The sequence below is a fragment of the Plantactinospora sp. B5E13 genome, assembly GCF_039871775.1.
In the GTDB taxonomy this organism is placed as follows: Bacteria; Actinomycetota; Actinomycetes; order Mycobacteriales; family Micromonosporaceae; genus Plantactinospora.
Genome location: NZ_JBDPLT010000047.1, coordinates 1 through 16,902, shown reverse-complemented (window position 1 = coordinate 16,902; position 16,902 = coordinate 1). Strand labels below are relative to the sequence as shown.

General features: G+C 70.7%; 12 protein-coding genes. 6 read left to right on the top strand and 6 right to left on the bottom strand.

What is annotated here, in order from left to right; translation table 11 throughout:
- Positions 1 to 54: 54 nt before the first annotated feature.
- The 4 genes from ABGB05_RS29805 to ABGB05_RS29790 are packed head-to-tail and all read left to right on the top strand — an operon-like array spanning position 55 to position 5,040.
- Positions 55 to 1,014, top strand: a complete 960-nt coding sequence (locus tag ABGB05_RS29805) for an ABC transporter permease (protein WP_347657251.1) — start codon at positions 55 to 57, stop codon at positions 1,012 to 1,014.
- Entirely contained in the window at positions 1,011 to 3,092 is a 2,082-nt protein-coding gene (locus ABGB05_RS29800) for a dipeptide/oligopeptide/nickel ABC transporter permease/ATP-binding protein (protein WP_347657250.1), read from the top strand. The genes ABGB05_RS29805 and ABGB05_RS29800 overlap by 4 nt, the downstream gene beginning before the upstream one ends.
- Positions 3,089 to 4,117 (top strand): ABC transporter ATP-binding protein, encoded by a 1,029-nt coding sequence (locus ABGB05_RS29795; protein WP_347657249.1) that lies wholly within the window; start codon positions 3,089 to 3,091, stop codon positions 4,115 to 4,117. Before ABGB05_RS29800 ends, ABGB05_RS29795 begins: the two co-directional genes overlap by 4 nt.
- Positions 4,114 to 5,040 (top strand): dihydrodipicolinate synthase family protein, encoded by a 927-nt coding sequence (locus ABGB05_RS29790; RefSeq protein WP_347657248.1) that lies wholly within the window; start codon positions 4,114 to 4,116, stop codon positions 5,038 to 5,040. The genes ABGB05_RS29795 and ABGB05_RS29790 overlap by 4 nt, the downstream gene beginning before the upstream one ends.
- A gap of 60 nt (positions 5,041 to 5,100) precedes the next feature.
- Here the strand turns inward: ABGB05_RS29790 and ABGB05_RS29785 are convergent, their stop codons facing one another.
- The 4 genes from ABGB05_RS29785 to ABGB05_RS29770 all read right to left on the bottom strand — a co-directional run bounded on the left by ABGB05_RS29785 (position 5,101) and on the right by ABGB05_RS29770 (position 8,488).
- Positions 5,101 to 5,886, bottom strand: coding sequence for a fused MFS/spermidine synthase (locus ABGB05_RS29785; RefSeq protein WP_347657247.1), 786 nt, complete (start codon positions 5,884 to 5,886; stop codon positions 5,101 to 5,103).
- Positions 5,887 to 6,006: 120 nt separating this feature from the next.
- Complete coding sequence (locus ABGB05_RS29780; RefSeq protein ID WP_347657246.1) at positions 6,007 to 6,480, bottom strand: hypothetical protein; 474 nt, start codon at positions 6,478 to 6,480, stop codon at positions 6,007 to 6,009.
- Complete coding sequence (locus ABGB05_RS29775) at positions 6,477 to 6,857, bottom strand: SMI1/KNR4 family protein (protein ID WP_347657245.1); 381 nt, start codon at positions 6,855 to 6,857, stop codon at positions 6,477 to 6,479. The genes ABGB05_RS29780 and ABGB05_RS29775 overlap by 4 nt, the downstream gene beginning before the upstream one ends.
- Before the next feature lie 134 nt (positions 6,858 to 6,991).
- Positions 6,992 to 8,488, bottom strand: coding sequence for an endo-1,4-beta-xylanase (locus tag ABGB05_RS29770; RefSeq protein WP_347657244.1), 1,497 nt, complete (start codon positions 8,486 to 8,488; stop codon positions 6,992 to 6,994).
- 476 nt (positions 8,489 to 8,964) lie between these two features.
- Between ABGB05_RS29770 and ABGB05_RS29765 the strand changes: the two genes are divergently transcribed.
- Both ABGB05_RS29765 and ABGB05_RS29760 read left to right on the top strand, forming a co-directional pair.
- Positions 8,965 to 10,095 carry a HupE/UreJ family protein gene (locus ABGB05_RS29765; protein ID WP_347657243.1) on the top strand — a complete coding sequence of 377 codons (1,131 nt, stop codon included), beginning with the start codon at positions 8,965 to 8,967 and terminating at the stop codon, positions 10,093 to 10,095.
- 33 nt (positions 10,096 to 10,128) lie between these two features.
- A complete protein-coding gene (locus ABGB05_RS29760) occupies positions 10,129 to 14,847 on the top strand; it encodes a PQQ-binding-like beta-propeller repeat protein (RefSeq protein ID WP_347657242.1) in 4,719 nt (1,572 codons plus the stop codon).
- A gap of 167 nt (positions 14,848 to 15,014) precedes the next feature.
- Here the strand turns inward: ABGB05_RS29760 and ABGB05_RS29755 are convergent, their stop codons facing one another.
- Together ABGB05_RS29755 and ABGB05_RS29750 are read right to left on the bottom strand one after the other, a co-directional pair.
- On the bottom strand, positions 15,015 to 15,896 hold the full coding sequence (locus tag ABGB05_RS29755; protein ID WP_347657241.1) for a carbohydrate ABC transporter permease: 882 nt from the start codon (positions 15,894 to 15,896) through the stop codon (positions 15,015 to 15,017).
- Positions 15,896 to 16,837, bottom strand: a complete 942-nt coding sequence (locus tag ABGB05_RS29750) for a sugar ABC transporter permease (RefSeq protein ID WP_347657240.1) — start codon at positions 16,835 to 16,837, stop codon at positions 15,896 to 15,898. Before ABGB05_RS29750 ends, ABGB05_RS29755 begins: the two co-directional genes overlap by 1 nt.
- Between the last annotated feature and the right edge of the window lie 65 nt (positions 16,838 to 16,902).

The following is a 16,902-nucleotide window of genomic DNA, read 5'->3' as shown; positions in this document are numbered from 1 at the left end:
GCCCCCGGCCGCCCCCGCCGCCCACCCCCGAACCGGCCGACCCAGGAGTCACCCGTGGCAGTCATCGCCAGAATGCTGGTGCGCCGCACACTCATCCTGATCCCGCTGCTGCTGGGCGTCATCCTCTTCGTCTTCCTCGTGATGCGGTTCTCGGACAACAAACCCGAGTACGCCTACTTCCAGGGCGCCAACCCGACCCCGGAACAGCTGCACCAGTTCCGGGTCGAGAACGGCCTGCTCGACCCGCTGCCCGTACGCTACCTGCGGTTCGTCGGCGACCTGCTGCACGGCGACCTGGGCACCAGCGTGCTGACCAAGGCCCCGGTACTCGACTCGGTGCTCACCGCCCTGCCGCTCACCCTGCAACTGACCTTCCTCGGGCTGGCCGTCGCGATCGTCCTCTCGCTGGTCCTCGGGGTCACCGCGGCGATCTTCCGGGACCGCTGGCCGGACCAGCTCATCCGGCTCGTGTCGCTGGTCGGCGTCGCCGCACCGGCGTTCTGGCTGGCCCTGCTGATGATCCAGTGGCTGGCCGTCGACCGGGGTTGGTTCCCCACCAGCGGCTACATCAACCCCGCCGACTCGTTCACCGGCTGGCTCCGCTCGCTCACCCTGCCGGCGCTCTCCCTGTCGCTGCCGGTCGCCGCACAGCTCACCCGGATCATCCGTACCTCGATGGTCGAGGAACTCGACAGGGACTACGTCCGCACCGCAATCGGCAGCGGGCTGCCGCCGATCGTGGTGATCGGCCGCAACGTCCTGCGCAACGCGCTGATCAACCCGTTGACCGTACTCGGCCTGCGGGTCGGCTACCTGCTCGGCGGCGCGGTGGTCATCGAGACCATCTACTCGCTGCCCGGCATGGGACAACTCATGATCAACGCCGTCCGGGACGGCGACCCGGCCGTCGTACAGGGCGTGGTGCTGACCATCGCCACCGGCTTCGTGGTGGTGAACCTGGTCGTCGACCTCCTCTACCTGCTGGTCAACCCCCGAATCAGGAGCGCCGCGTGACACCCGACGACACGACCGAGACGGCGGCCGGCGGCGGGCCGGCCGGCACCGGACGCGACACCCGCCCGCGCGGGATGCGCCCCGGGCTGGCAGGACGGCTGTCCCGGCCCGGCATCCGGTTCCGCCGACTCGGCCCGCCCTCGTGGATCTCCATCGCCGTGCTGGCCGTGGTCGCCCTCGCCGCGCTCCTGGCACCGCTGATCGCGCCGCACTCGCCGTACGTGCAGGAGATCTCCGGCGGCGGTCCGAGCGCGACGCACTGGATGGGCCTGGACAGCGCCAACCGGGACATCCTCACCCGACTGCTCTACGGCGCACGCTGGTCACTGCTGATCGGCCTCGGCGCGACCGCCATCGCACTGGTCGTCGGGGCGGTGGTCGGCGCGGTCGCGGCCACCTCCCGCCGCGCCGTCGACGAGGCGCTGATGCGCGGGCTGGACGTGGTGATGGCGTTCCCCGGGATCGCGCTCGCCGCCGTCCTCGTCGCGGTCTTCGGCGGCGGCATCGGCGTACTGGTGCTGGCCATCGCGTTCCTCTACATGCCGTCCGTGGCCCGGGTGGTACGCGCCAACGTCCTGGCCCAGTACGGCGAGGACTACGTCGCCGCCGAACGGGTCATCGGGGCCCGCACGCCACACATCCTGGTCAGACACGTCGCCATCAACTGCGCCGCGCCGATCCTGGTCTTCTGCACCGTGATGGTGGCCGACGCGATCGTCTTCGAGGCGTCCCTGTCCTTCATCGGCGCCGGCGTACGCCCACCCGCCCCTTCCTGGGGCAGCGTCATCGCCGACGGCCGCAACATGGTGCTGCTCGGCGGCTGGTGGGCCACCGTCTTCCCCGGGCTGCTGATCCTGCTCACGGTGCTGGCGTTGAACGTCCTCGCCGAAGGTGTCTCGGATGCCTGGGCCGCGCCGGCCGCCCGCCGCGCCGAGCCCGTCCGCCAGGGCGAGGACGTGGACGTGCTGGAGCAGGCCCGGCCCGGCTTTGCAGAGATCACCCCGCTGCCCGGGCTCGCCGAGGCGGCCCGCCGGATCGCCGAACGCGCCCGCCCGCTCCCACAGGGCGAGCCGATCCTGCGGGTGAACGGACTGGCTGTCGGCTTCGACGGCCGACACGACGACGTGGACATCGTGGCGGGCATCTCCTTCGACGTACGCCCGGGCGAGGTACTCGGCCTGGTCGGCGAGTCCGGCTGTGGCAAGTCGTTGACCGCGCTGACCGTCATGGGGCTCCAGCCGCGCGGCGCCCGGGTCCGGGGCGAGATTCGCTTCGACGGTCAGGACCTGCTCACCCTCTCCCCCGCCGCCCGGCGCCGGTTGCTCGGCCACCACATGGCGATGATCTACCAGGACGCGCTCTCCTCGCTGAACCCGGCGATGACCATCCGGGCGCAGTTGAAGCAGGTCGTCCGCCGGGGCGGTCGACGCAGCCCGACTGAGCTGCTGGAACTGGTCGGGCTCGACCCGGCCCGTACCCTCTCCGCCTACCCACACGAGCTCTCCGGTGGCCAGCGGCAACGGGTCCTGATCGCGATGGCACTCTCCCGCGACCCACGACTGATCATCGCCGACGAACCGACCACCGCGCTGGACGTGACCGTGCAGGCGCAGGTGATCCAACTCCTGCTCCGGCTCCGGACCGAACTCGGCTTCGCCCTGATCCTCGTCTCACACGACCTCGCCCTGGTCGCGGACGTCACCGACCGGGTGGTGGTGATGTACGGCGGCCAGATCGTCGAGAGTGGTGTCACCGCGACGCTGGTCGGCGCGCCCGCGCACCACTACGCCCGGGGACTGCTCGGCGCGGTGCTGTCGCTGGAAGCCGGCGCCGACCGGCTGACCCAGATCCGCGGCGTGGTCCCGTCCCCGGCGGACTTCCCCGCCGGGTGCCGGTTCGCCGACCGCTGTCCGATGGCCACCGAGGTCTGTCGGGTCGAGTCGCCCCGGCTGGTCGGCTCCCTGGATCACGCGGTCGCCTGCCACCATCCGGCCCTGGCGGTCCCGACCCCAGACGTGGACCACGAACCCCCGGACACCGCCGCGTCCGTGCCGACCAGCCGGACGGAGGTCCGATGACCGCGCCACACCCCGCCGCCGCCCTGGTGGAACTCGCAGACGTACACGTCGTACACCGGGCCCGTTCCGGCGGTCTGTTCCGGCGTGACCGCGTCCACGCGCTCACCGGGACGGACCTCCGGATCGCCCCCGGTGAGACCGTCGGAGTGGTCGGCGAGTCCGGCTGCGGCAAATCCACCCTGGCGAAGGTCATGGTCGGGCTCCAGCCGCCGACCTCCGGCACGGTCCGCTTCGCCGGCCAGGACCTCTGGTCGATGTCGCCCTCGACCCGGCGGTCGACGGTCGGCGCCAGCACCGGAATGGTCTTCCAGGATCCGTCCACCGCGCTCAACCGGCGGCTGCCGATCCGGCAGGTGCTCCGCGACCCGCTCGACGTACACCGGTGGCGAACGCCGCAGGACCGGGAGGAGCGGGTCCGGGAGCTGCTCGACCTGGTGGGGCTGCCGGCAAGCGTGGCCAACCGGCTGCCCAGCCAGGTCTCCGGCGGGCAGCGGCAGCGGGTGGCGATCGCCCGGGCCCTGGCGCTACGCCCGCGGCTGCTGGTCGCCGACGAGCCGACCAGCGCGCTGGACGTCTCGGTACGGGCCCAGATCCTCAACCTGCTGCTCGACCTCAGGGAACAGCTCAACCTGGCGATGATCTTCGTCTCGCACGACATCCAGACGGTACGCCGGATGAGCGACCGGGTGGTGACGATGTACCTCGGCCGGATCGTCGAACAGCTGCCAGCCGGTTCGCTCCCGCACGGCGCCCGCCACCCGTACACCCGGGCACTCTTCTCCGCCACCCCGGGTCTGCTCTCCCCGATCGACCCGATCCCGCTGACCGGGCCGGTGCCGTCGGCGACCCGACCGCCGAGCGGCTGCCCCTTCCGTACCCGGTGCTGGCGGGCGGACGACCACTGCGCCGCCGAACTGCCGGCCGCCGAAGCCGGCCGCGACGGGCACCTCTACCGGTGTCATCACCCCGTGCTCGACGGCACGACCGACCGCGAACTGATCAGCCAAGCCCAGGAGCGTCCATGACCACCGCCCCCCTGTCCGGCGTCGTCCCCCCGGTGTGCACCCCCCTCACCCCCGACCTCGAGGTGGACACCGGCTCACTGACCCGGTTGGTGGACCACCTGCTCGACGGCGGCGTCGACGGACTCTTCGTACTCGGCTCGACGTCGGAGGTCGCCTTCCTCCCGGACGCGGACCGCGGGATCGTGCTCGACACGGTGCTCGGACACGTCGCCGGCCAGGTGCCGGTACTGGCCGGTGTCATCGACATGACCACACCCCGGGTCCTCGACCACGCGCGGGTTGCGGTCGAGGCCGGCGCGTACGGGCTGGTGGTCACCGCCCCCTTCTACACACGTACCCACCCCAACGAGATCCTGCTGCACTTCCGGACGGTCGCCGACCGGACCGGGACTCCCGTGTACGCGTACGACCTGCCGGTGTCGGTGCACCAGAAACTCGGCCCGGAGCTGCTGCTGGAACTGGCGGCGGAGGGCACCCTCGCCGGGGTCAAGGACTCCAGTGGCGACGACGGTGGGCTGCGGGACGTGATCCTGCGCCGCCGGGACCAGGACCTCAACGCCTTCGCCGTGTTCACCGGCTCGGAGCTGACCGTCGACTCGGCACTCTGGATGGGGGCCGACGGGGTCGTACCGGGGCTGGGCAACGTCGACCCGCACGGCTACGTACGGCTCTACCAGGCCGCCGCCCGCGGTGACTGGGCGAGCGCGCGGAAAGAGCAGGAACGGCTGTTCCGCCTCTTCCGGCTGGTGAACGCCGGCGGCCCGCGGATGGGACGCGGCTCCTCGGCGCTCGGCGCGTTCAAGGCCGCCCTGCACCTGCGCGGGATCATCGCCCACCCGACCACCGCGCTCCCGCAGCTTCCGCTGGACAGCATGGAGATCGCCCAGGTCGGCAAGCATCTGGCCGACGCCGCCCTGCTCTGACCGTGCGGGTGACGCCGGTCAGGGAGTCGGCTGGGCGATGACGGCGGGCGGAACCGGGACTCAACGCTCGGCGTTGTCGGTGCGCGGCCGGGCGCCGGCGATGAACCCGTCGAGCGCCGGCCCGTGCAGCACGCCGCCGGGCAGCGGATCGCGCAGCGCCCGTGCCGCCAGGCGGGTCACGGGTAGCCGGTGCGGGCGCGGCGCCGCGACGAGCACCACGTTGCCGTACCGCCGGCCGCGTAGCATCCGGCGGTCGGCGACGACACACACGTCCGCGAAGACCGCCCGCAGGGTGGCCGCCTGTACCCGGGTGAGGGCCAGGGGTGGCAGGTCCGTGACGTTGACCAGGTAGATGCCGTCCGGTCGCAGTACCCGGGCGACCTCGGCGGCGAACGCCACGGTGGCCACGTGCGGCGGCATCCGGGCCGCCCGGTAGATGTCGGCGAGCACCAGGTCGTACGCGCCGGCGGGGGCGGCGGTGACCGCCTCCCGGGCGTCGGCGACGTGTACGTCGACACCGGCTGGTCGGGGTGGCAGGTCGCGTCCCACCAGTTCGACCACGGCCGGGTCCCGCTCGACGACCACCTGCGCCGAACCAGGCCGGGTCGCGGCGACATATCGGGGCAGCGTCAGTGCGCCGCCGCCGAGGTGCAGCACGTCCAACGGATCACCGGTCGGCGCGGCGAGATCGGTCACGGTGGCCATTCGGCGGACGTACTCGAAGTGCAGGTACGTGGGATCGGCGAGATCCACGTACGACTGCTCGACGCCACCGGCCAGGAGCGTGCGGCCGGTGGGCCGGGCCGGGTCGACGACCAGCTCGAGCCGGTCGTCAGATGCCTCCATGACCAGGCAGGCTAGTCCACCCGCCCGTGCCGCATCCCACCCGCCTGGTGGCGGAGGACGTGTCCCTCGCGCCTGGCGCCCGACGCGGCGAGCCGGAACTCTTCGGTCCGGGGGCCGCGCTCAGAGGCGGCCCCGGGCGGTCCTGGTGCGGTGGGCCGTTCCCGTCGGGTCGGCGTCGAAGAGGGATCGCCATTCGATGGCCTGCCGGTGCGTCGGGTTGCCGGCGAGGGTCGCCGCGTGCAGTCCGGTGGCGTCCAGCAGCCGTCGGAGTTGCCGCCACTGGTCGAACGACAGCTCCAGGTACACCAGTGACGGCAGGTCGGCCAGTACGGCCAGGTCGGCCACGTCGGCGCTGGCGAGGGACAGACCGTGCAGGTTCGGGACGGTCCGCAGCGGCGTCAGGTCGCTCGGCGCGGCATTCTGGGTCAGACCCAGCGAGCGCAGCGTCGGGTGGCCGGCCAGTGGGGCCAGGTCCGACCCGGGGTGCACCAGGAGGTGCTCCACCGGAAGCTCCCGCAGCGGTACGAGGTCCGCCGGGGCGGTCATCGACAGCGAACGCAGCCGGCGCAACCCGGCGAGCTCGGCGGTGTTCACCCGGCCGTAGTACAGACGAAGTTCCTGTACGTCCGGCAGCTGCCGTAGCGGTTCGAGGTCGATCTCACCGCCGCGTCCTTCCAGCCGCAGGTCGGATCGCCGGACGACCGGACCCGGCCGGCCAGCACGGCGGTGACCGGCTCGGCCACGTACCCGGGCCGGGTGCTCCAGTCGACGCCTGCCGTGATGACCTGGCCCGGCCGGCCGTGACGGGCCGGTGCGAGGTCGACCACGAGGAAGTTGCCGCCGGCGTCGTCGGCGATCGGGATCCACCCGGGGTGACCGCTCGCCCGGGGGACCGTGTCGGCCGGGTCGGCCTCGAGGACGACCCGGTCCCACCCGCCCGGCCAGGAGTTCTCCGCCGGGACCGAGGTCATCCGGTACCCGACGAGTGGCTGGAGCGGTTCGTCGAACTGATCGACCCTTGGTCACCTCGACGAACCCGGCTCGTCACCACCGGTCTCACCTGTCCTGGACGGGCACCAAGCCGCCCGTCCAGGACAGGTGGTGCTCAGGAGGCGGTGCACACCGGGGTCAGGCCGGTGGCCGTCCCGGTGCCCTGGAAGCCGAACTCGGTGGTCTGGCCGGCGTTGACCGAGCCGTTGTAGCTGACGTTGCTGAACTGCACGGTGCCGCTGGTGCCGGAGCGGTTGGCGTTCCAGGTGTTGGTCACGGTGGCCCCGGACGGCAGGGTGAGCCGGACGTTCCACCCGGTGATCGGTGCGGAGCCGGCGGTGACCCGCACGGTGGCGACGAAGCCGCCGGTCCAGGAGTTCAGCGACACCGTGGCCGAGCAGCCGGTGGTCGGAGTCGGCGGGGTGGTCGGCGACACCGGCGGTGTCGTCGGGGTGGCCGGCGGGGTCGTCGGGGTGCCCGGCGGTGTCGTCGGGTCGGTCGAGACGTCGCGGCCCTTGTTCAGCTCGTCGAGGACCGCGTGGTAGGCGGCCTTCTTCTGGTAGTTCCCGCTGCCGCCGGTGAACAGCAGGCCCCGTTCCGAGGATCGCCACGACTCGCTGTCGGCGATGCCCCAGACGGTGATGCCGGTGCACCTCGCGACGTTCAGGCAGGCCCGGACGACCTTGCGGTAGTTCTCCGCCTGGCCGGCGCCGATGTCGTTGTTGCTCAGGTCGTCGTCGATGTCGAGCTCGGTGATGTGCACCTCGACGCCGAGGTCGGCGAAGCGCTGGATGTTGGCCTGCAGGTCGGTGGTGATGATGCTGTTCGGGTTGTCGTTGAAGTGCGCCTGGAACCCGACGCAGTCGATGTACTGCCGGTAGGTGCGGACGATGTCGTACAGCGCGTTGGCCTTGCGGTTCTGGGTGCCGCCCTGGACCGTCAGGCCCTCGACGTCGTAGTCGTTGATGCAGAGCTTGGTGGTCAGCCCGCCGGCCTGCACGACCTGCTTGGCCCGGATGAACGAGTCCCGGATGACGTCGGTGTCGCCGGCGTCGAAGAAGTCACCGTCGCCGTTCGCGTCCCGGTTCATGGTGTGTGGCCACTGGTTCCGGCGCCGGCCGGTGTTGTTGTCCTCCAACGCCTCGTTGACGACGTCCCAGTACGCGATCCTGCTGCCCCAGCGGTTGATGGCGTTGCCGATGAAGGTGTTCAGCGTCGCCTGGCTGGCACCCTGCAACGCGCCGGCCTGCGAGTGCCACACCAGGGTGTGACCACGGACCAGCATGTTGTTGCTCTGAGCATGGTTGACCAGGGTGTCCGCGCCGCCGGTGTTCTGCAGCCCTCCGCTCGAGGTGGCGATCCTGTCCGGCTTCATGTCGTTCTCGGGAGTCAGCTGGCTGAACTCCTGACCGACGAGGGAGGTGAGTCGGTTGGGTGAGGCGGCGACGCCGAAGAACAGCCCGGCGTTGGCGGCCGCGGCCCGCAGCGTGGTCTCGGCCGCGGCCGCCGTGCCGACGGACTGGATCGTCACGGTGCCGCCGACGAGCAACAGCACCGCCGTCGGCAAGGCGATTCTGGTGGTTCTCCTACGCTGTCTCAGGCTGCTGTCCACAGGACCTCCTCGATACCCACCGCTTGATAGATGGCCATGCATGTCACCAGAAAGGGCCAGTATCGGAACGGGCCAGCCACGCTGTCAACAACTTCCGGAAATGCTCCGGTAACCACCACGGGGCCGAGCAGTCGCCGCAAACATGTTTGCCCAGGTGGGACACCAGCTCGGCCAGGCCGTCCGACGTGGGCATGAGGACGAGGCGCGATCGCGTCCGTCGTCGCCGCCACAGGTACCGGAAATTCGACCGGGCGACGCTGTCGCGCACCCCGATCCTGACCGACCGTACGCGGCCCTCGGACGGCGGCCCGAACCCCGGCATTCGGCGCCCCAACACCCGACGTTCGGGTGGGTGAGCGTCAGCGGAAACTTCGGTGAACTGGGGCGTCTCGAGTTGTCGGGTGTGGAGCGGCTGCTGCAGGGTTGGCGGCCGACCGCTGTTCCCTCCCCCGACGGAAGTGCTTGCCGTGCGCGTGATGGCGTTTCTCGCCGCCCTGGTGGCCATGCTTGTCGTCCCCGCCCCGGCGCAGGCACACGTCCAGGTGACCACGGTCGCGGTCGACCTGCGCGGCCAGGGCGACGACCTCGTGGCTGTCGTCGACCTGGAGTACGACGTCCTCGCCCGGTTGCTGGGCCTCGACGGAGTCCTGGGGCCGGACGCGGTCGGCGTCGACGGCGTGGACGGCGCGGCCGCCGAGGTGCCGACCGAGCTACGACGCAGATCGCTGGACGCGCACGCGGGCGACGTGGCGGCGTACGTCGGCGAGCGGTTGCTCCTTCGCCGCAGCTCGATCGGGTGTACCGCCGAGGACAACGCCCGCGTCGAACTCGCCGATTCCGGCGCGGTGCGGGTCGGGCTCGCCTACGGCTGCCCGGCGTCCGGTGCGCTCACCGTCCGCAGCGACATCTTCCGCGCCTCGGACGGCGTCGTCGACGACACGACCACGTTGGTGGCCTACGACATCGACGGCCACCGTGGGTCCAGGTTGCTCGACCCCGCCCGGACCAGCTTCACGGTGGGTCGCGGCGGTCTGCTCGGCGAGATCCCCCGGTTCGTCCGGCTCGGGGCGGAGCACCTGCTGTTCGGACTCGACCACCTGCTGTTCCTGCTGGCACTGCTGCTGGGCGCGAAGCGGCTGCGCGACGTCGTCGAGGTGGCCACGGCCTTCACGCTCGCCCACTCGGTGACCCTGGTGCTGGCCGCGGTCGGCTGGGTCAGCGTGCCCGGGTGGATCGTCGAGCCGCTCATCGCGCTGTCGATCGCGTTCGTCGCGGTCGACAACCTGCTCTCGCCGAGGACGACCCATCGGCTGCCCGTGGTCTTCGGTTTCGGGTTGCTGCACGGGCTCGGTTTCGCGGGCGCGCTCCGCGTCGACGGGCCGCTGTCGGTCTCGACGCTGACCGGCCTGGTCTCGTTCAACGTCGGCATCGAACTCGTCCAGTTGGCGGTCATCGGGCTCGTCTTCCCGGGGCTGCTGTTCCTACGCAGGGCGGCGACCACGCCGGCCGCCACTCGCGTCCTCACGCTCGGCACCGTCGCGGCGACCGTCGCCGTCGCCGGGGCCGGTCTGGTCTGGTTCGTCGAACGTACGCCGATCCTGACCTGACACCTGTCCAAACCCCCACTGCGAAGGATCCCGATGTCCTCGTTACCGTGGACACGCGCGCGCCTGCGCGTCGTCCTGTACACCACCACGCTGGGGCTCGCCGCCAGCGTGGTGGCGGGCCCACTCACCTCGTACGTGGCGTACGCGATCGACCCGCCGGAGGCCACCGTCGGCGGCGTCGTGTACGTCGACGCCAATCACGACGGCGTCCGCAGCGACGGCGAGGCCGGTCTGGCCGGCGTCCGGGTCTCCGACGGCACGGTCACCACCACGACCGCGGCCGACGGCAGCTACTCGCTGACGATCTCGACCGACCGCCGCACCACCGACATCGTGTGGGCCACCCAGCCCCGCGGCTACCGGTTCGGCCTCGACGAGTTCAAGGAGCCCAGGTTCTGGGCCAACCTCGGCCAGCTCGCCGACGGCGCGACGCCCACGGCAGACTTCGCCCTGGAACGCGACCGGATCTCCGACGGGGACCGGTTCTCCTGGGCGAACATCGCCGACCCGCACGTCAACGCGCAGCTGCCCGACCAGATCCGGGAGATCAACTCCACGGGCACCGACCTGCGGTTCATCGCGGTCAGCGGCGACCTCACCAACGACGCCAGCCAGGGGCAGTTCGACACGTACCGTCGGGGCGCCCAGCAGTCGGATGTCGGGGTGTGGCCGGCCGTCGGCAACCACGAGTACGCGGGCGGGTCGGCGTACGCCGACAAGATCGACAACTACCGCCGGAACGTCGGGCCGGAGTGGTACTCGTTCAACTACGGCAACCGGCACTTCGTGGTGCTGGAGAACAACGGCTCGGCGCCGTTCGACGAGGAGTTGGCGTGGCTCAGGGACGACCTCGCCGCGAACGTTCCGCTCGACGACGACCCGAAGAACGACATCGAGGTCGTCGTCCTCACCCACCAGCCGATGAACGTGCCGTTCGGCTCGCCGTCGACGTACGACGCCTTCGGTGACGTGCTCGAGCAGTACCGGGCGCAGCTGATCCTGGTCGGCCACGAGCACTCCAACCACGTCGAGAACAACTCGGCGTTCGCCTCGACCGCCAAGCACATCCAGACCGTGTCGAGCTCGTACACGATCGACAACGCGCCCCGTGGCTTCCGCTACATCCACATGGCGGGCCCGGACTTCGACAACCCGTTCCGGATGTACGGCGAGAACGAGCACCTCACCATCGTCAGCCCCGCGCCGGGGTCGACCGTGCCGGCGGCGAGGTTCCCGGGCATCCAGGTCAACGCCTACGACACCGGCGACGAGGTCGTCTCGGCACGCTACCGGATCGACGGCGGCACGAAGTGGCTGCCGCTGCGGCACAGTGGCGAGTTCACCTGGCAGAGCGACCTGCCGAAAGACCTGCGGAAGATCGGTAAACACCGCGTCGACGTGCAGGTGGTCGACGCGGCGGGCAAGACCTGGACCCGGTCGGCGGACTTCACCCTCACCCGCGAGCCGGCGCTCAAGCCGGTCGCCGGCGGCGACTGGGACCAGCACCACGGCAACGAGGCCCACTCCGGTGTCGCGCCGGCGCAGGAGGCCGGCCGCCGCCTGGCCTGGAGCTTCCGTACCGAGGGCACCTTCCTCACCGGGTCGCCGGTCATCCACGACGGCGTCGTCTACGCCGGCACCCGTGACGAGAACGGCGACGGCAACAGCCGGATCCACGCCGTCCGGCTCACCGACGGCAAGGAGCTGTGGAGCTTCACGGTGCCGCAGTCGATCCACGGCAGCCTCGCCTACGGTGACGGCCTGATCTTCGCGCCGACGCTCGGCTCGGAGCTCTACGCCGTCGACGGGAAGACCGGCAGGCTGCGCTGGAAGGCCGTGCCCGAGCAGGCGCCGGCCCCGAACAACCAGCGCACCTACGGCTACTACTCGCCGGCTGTCTCCGGTCACACCGTGCTCTGGCCGTACCAGACCCGGTTCGGCATCGGCAGTCAGGGCGTTCTCAAGGCGCTCGACACCCGGACCGGACGGCAGCTCTGGGCCTCCCCGATGTCGGGCGCGACCATGAGCGACGGCACCCCCGCCGTCATGGACGGCACGGTGTACGTCGGCAACGAGACCGCCGACCGGGTGCTCGCCTACGACCTGGCCACCGGCGCCCGCAAGTGGACCGGCACCGAGTCGCTCGGCAGCTGGCAGGACGGCGTACCGACCGCGGCCGAGGGCAGGGTCTTCATCGGCGCCAACAACGGCATCGTCGCCCGGGACGCCAGGACCGGCGCGACGCTCTGGACCTACCGCAGCCCGCGCTCCTCGCTGGTCTCGAGCGGCTCGACGCCGAGCGCCGCGGCCGTCCGCCACGGCGTCGTCTACATGGGCTTCCCGAGCGGTGCCGTCGTCGCCCTCGACGCCGCGACCGGCAACGTCGTCTGGGAGCGGGCGCTGCCCGGCGACATCTACCACGGTGGCGTCATGTCCAGCCCGGTGGTGGCCGGCAACACGCTCTTCGTCGGCGCCAACAACGGCAGGTTCTACGCCCTGGCCACCGACACCGGCCAGGTCCTGTGGAGCCACGAGATCGGCACCTGGGTGGGCGCCGGCCCCGCCGTCAGCGGCAACACCGTCGTGACGGGCGCCTGGGACGGCAACCTCTACGCCTACGTACCGGGCGGCGAGTCCGCGAAGCGCTGGGCGACCGTGACCGGCACCGTCAGCGACCCGGAGACGGGTGCGCCGGTCGCCGGCGCGAAGGTCACCGCCGTCGCCGCCGGTCAGGAGACCGCGGTGACCAGCACCGACGCCGGGGGCCACTACCGGATCGGTCTGCCGGCGTCGACCTGGACCGTCGCCGTGGCCAAGCGTGGCCTGGTCGCCGACGACCGCTCGGCGGCCACCGTCACGGTCGGCACGTCCGGCACCACGACGGCCAACCTGAAGCTGATCGAGGTGACCCACCCGGTCGCCGGAAAGTCGACGTACGCGCCGGACTACGGCAACGGCAGCACCCGCACCGACACCGTCTCCGGCACCGAGTACTACTACCTGGCCAACGACAAGATCCGGGCGTCCGTGACGCCGTACGCCGCTGGCGACAACGGTGTCGGCGGCAACAACGGTGTCGGCGGTCTGGGTCAGGGTGCGCTGTCGGACCTCATGCTCAACGACGCCAACGGCGCCGAGACCCTCGACTGGGGCGAGATGCTGCTGCGTCCGAGCCTCACGCCGCCCGACTCGTGGGAACGGCCGAACGACCAGCTCGACCTGCCCGACCTCGCGGTCGACGGCGCCGCCGTGGTCGGCAACGGTCAGTACCGGGCGGACCCGGCCATCAAGGCGCGGGTCCGCTACGAGACCCTGCCCGACGCGCCGATCGTGAAGATGACGGTCACGCTGACCAACACCGGCACGACGGACTACCAGGGCTACTTCAACTACATGATCGACCCCGACAGTTCGGTCGACAACGGCCGAATCCCCGGGTTCGGCGGCACCAACCCGGGGATGAAGACCTCGGGCTGGACCGGGAACTACGTCTACGTCGGCGCCGACACGGCCACCACGAACGGCCAGGCCGCGCACGGTCTCGCCTGGGCGCTTGACACACCGGCGGCGGTCGGCGCGTACGGCTACGTCGACGGTCTCTACTACGACGTCACGATGGCGCCCGGTGCCACCAGGCAGTTCAGCTTCTACCACCTGACCGACTACCCGACCGCCGGTGGCGACCCGACCGGCGCCATCGCGAGGTGGGTCGACGAGATCGACCTGCACGACGCCGCCGTCCCCGACGCCGCTCGCGCGGCCGGCTCGGTCACCGCGGCCGGCGCCGCCGTCGCCGGTGCCCGGGTCGCGCTCGAACAGGCCGGCACGGTGGTCGCCACCACCGACACCGACGCCGGGGGCAGGTACCGCGTCAAGGCTCCGGCCGGCCGGTACGACCTCCGGGTGTCCAAGTCGGGTCACCAGACGGCCACCGCCACGGTCACCGTGCCGGCGGCCGGCAGCGGCGTCGCCGACGTCGCGCTGAAGCCGGTCACGGTCGAGGCGAGCTACGGCAAGCAGATCGGCTCGGGTCTGGTCGAGGCGGGTTACGGCGACGTCGTGCTCGAGAACGACAAGCTCTCGATGGCGATCGCCGACGCCTACAACGACTCGCAGCTCTCCGGTGGGACCCGCGGCAAGCCGGTCGACATCGCGGTCCGGGGCATGGCCGACCAGTTCGACTGGATCAACCTGCCCTACGTCTCGGCGACCCAGCCGACCGGCAGCAACGCGTGGGACAGCCGTTCCGTGGCGGCGACCGAGGTCCAGATCGTCCAGGCGACCGGTGACAAGGCTGTCGTCCGGGTGTCCGGGCCGGTCAAGGGCTTCCCGGGCCTGACGGCGACGACGACGTACACGTTGCGGCCGGGCGATGCCTTCGCCACCGTCTCGACGGAGCTGAGCAATTCCGGCTCGGCGCCGCTGGACGTGTGGACCGGTGACGCGATGGACCACGACGCGGCCGGGCAGGCCAGTGTCATCCCGGGCGTCGGTGTCGTGGCGCCGGGTACGACGGCGGCGTACGCCCCGACCAAGCCGTACCTCGGCATGACCGGGAGCGACCCGCAGGTTTTCGGTCTCGTCTACGGCACGCCGGCCAGCGCCTTCGACATCTACGCCGCGGGCAACTGGGTGATGAGTCGGTTCCACGTCGACGTGCCGGCGGGTGGCTCCTACACCCTCACCCGCAAGCTTGTCGTCGCCCCGGGCACCGACGCGGTGGGCGTCCTCGACGGCGTCTCCGCGCCGTAACGCACCACCACGCCGGACACGGGGCCGGCCCGGACACCAACCGGGCCGGCCCCGTACGCCGAACCGCCGACGGGCCCGCGCCTGACCGGCCGCGACGACGGGCACTGGACTCGCTGACCCCGGGGCCCGGCGGACCGCGACGACCGCCGTCGACGGCAGGTCGGTGTTTACCTGAGCCCTCCGACGGACAGTCCGCCGCGCCAGTACCGCTGGAGACTGAAGAACGCGATGATGAGCGGGATCACCGACACGAGCGCGCCCAGGATGATGAGGCTCCAGAGGGAGGTGGTGCCCGCGTTGTTTCCGGAGGCGACCCCCTGCCAGAGGCCGAGCCCGACCGTGACGGGGAAGAGCCGGTTGTCGGAGAGCATGGCGAGCGGCAGGAAGTAGTTGTTCCACGACGCCACCGCGGACAGGAGCAGCACGGTCACCACCGCCGGCCGCATCAGCGGCAGTGCGATCTGCAGGAACGTGCGCACCTCCCCGGCGCCGTCGACCCGGGCGGCGTCCAGGATCTCGTCGGGGACCGCGTCGCGCGCGTACACGTGCATCAGGTAGACCCCGAACGGGTTGAGCAGCGAGGGCAGGATGACCGCCCAGACCGTGTTCGTCAGGCCGAGCTCGGAGAACATAATGAAGGTCGGGATGACCAGGGCGGTGGTCGGCACCATCAGCGCGCCGAGCACGACCGCGAAGCTGAAGCGTCTCGCGGCGAACCGGTACTTCGCGAATCCGTAGCCGGCCATCACGGCCAGGATCGTGGCGCCGACCCCGCCGGCGAGCGCGTACAGCGTCGAGTTGAGGATCCACCTGCCGTAGATGCCACCGTCGTACGTGAACAGCTGTCTGAGGTTGCCGAGGTAGTCGATCTGGTCGGCGAACCACAGGGTGTTGCCGCCGCTGAACAGGCCCGGGGCGTCCTTCGAGCTGTTGACGATGATCCACCAGAACGGTACGAGGAAGTAGACCACCAGGAACCCGAGGAGGAGCTGGAGCGGAAGGTGGCGTTGCGGCCTGTGGGATGCCCTGGCGCCGGTGCGGTCGGTCATCAGAGGAAGCTCCTCCGCTTGCGGGTGAAGAACAGGAAGGCGTACACGCCGATGAAGACGACCCCGCCGAGGGCGAAGGAGATCGCCGACCCGTAGTTGAAGTTCGCGAGTGAGAACGCCTGCTGGTACGCGTACATGTTGGGGGTGAAGTCCGCGCCGATCGTCCCGGCGGCGAGGTACCGCAGGATCTGCGGCTCGTTGAAGAACTGCAGGGTGCCGATGAGCGAGAAGACCAGGATCAGGATCAGCGCCGGGGCGATCAGCGGGATCTTGATCCGCACCGCGACCTGCCATCTCCCGGCGCCGTCCATCCGGGCGGCCTCGTAGAGCGTCGGATCGATGCCCTGCAGGGCCGCGTACAGAATGATCATGTAGTAGCCGGCCCACTGCCACGTGACGATGTTGAGCAGGCCGTAGAAGATCAGGTTTCTGCTCAGGAAGTCGGGCGCGGTCGCACCGAACAGACCGAAGACGTCGGTCAGCGGCCCGAAGCTCCTGCTGTACAGGAAGCCCCACATCACCGCCCCGATCACCGTCGGGATCGCGTACGGAAGGAAGACCATGAGCCGGGAGAAGCGGGTGAACAGGGACGTCACCGCGTCCAGGATCAGCGCCATCGCGAGTGCCACGACGATCTGCAGCGGGATGGCGACGAGCGAGAAACGGATGACGAACCACGCGCCGGACAGGAAGCTCGGGTCGGTGAACGCCTTCACGTAGTTGTCGAAGAGGACGAAGCTGGTGCCGCCGATCAGCTTCTTCTGGAAGAGACTGAGGTAGAACGCGTACCCCAGCGGCGCGATGAGGAACGCGAGGAAGACGATCCCGAACGGCCCGACGAAAAACCACCCCGTCAGGTGCTCACGGAGGCGTACCTTGCCGCGGATCTTGTGCGTCTTCTCGTGGACGCGCGGTGCGCGCTCTTCGGTCAGGAGGGTCATTGTGGGCTCCGGGACGTGGACGCTTGGGGGTCGGGGGGGCCGCCGGCGTCCTTCACCTTCTGCGC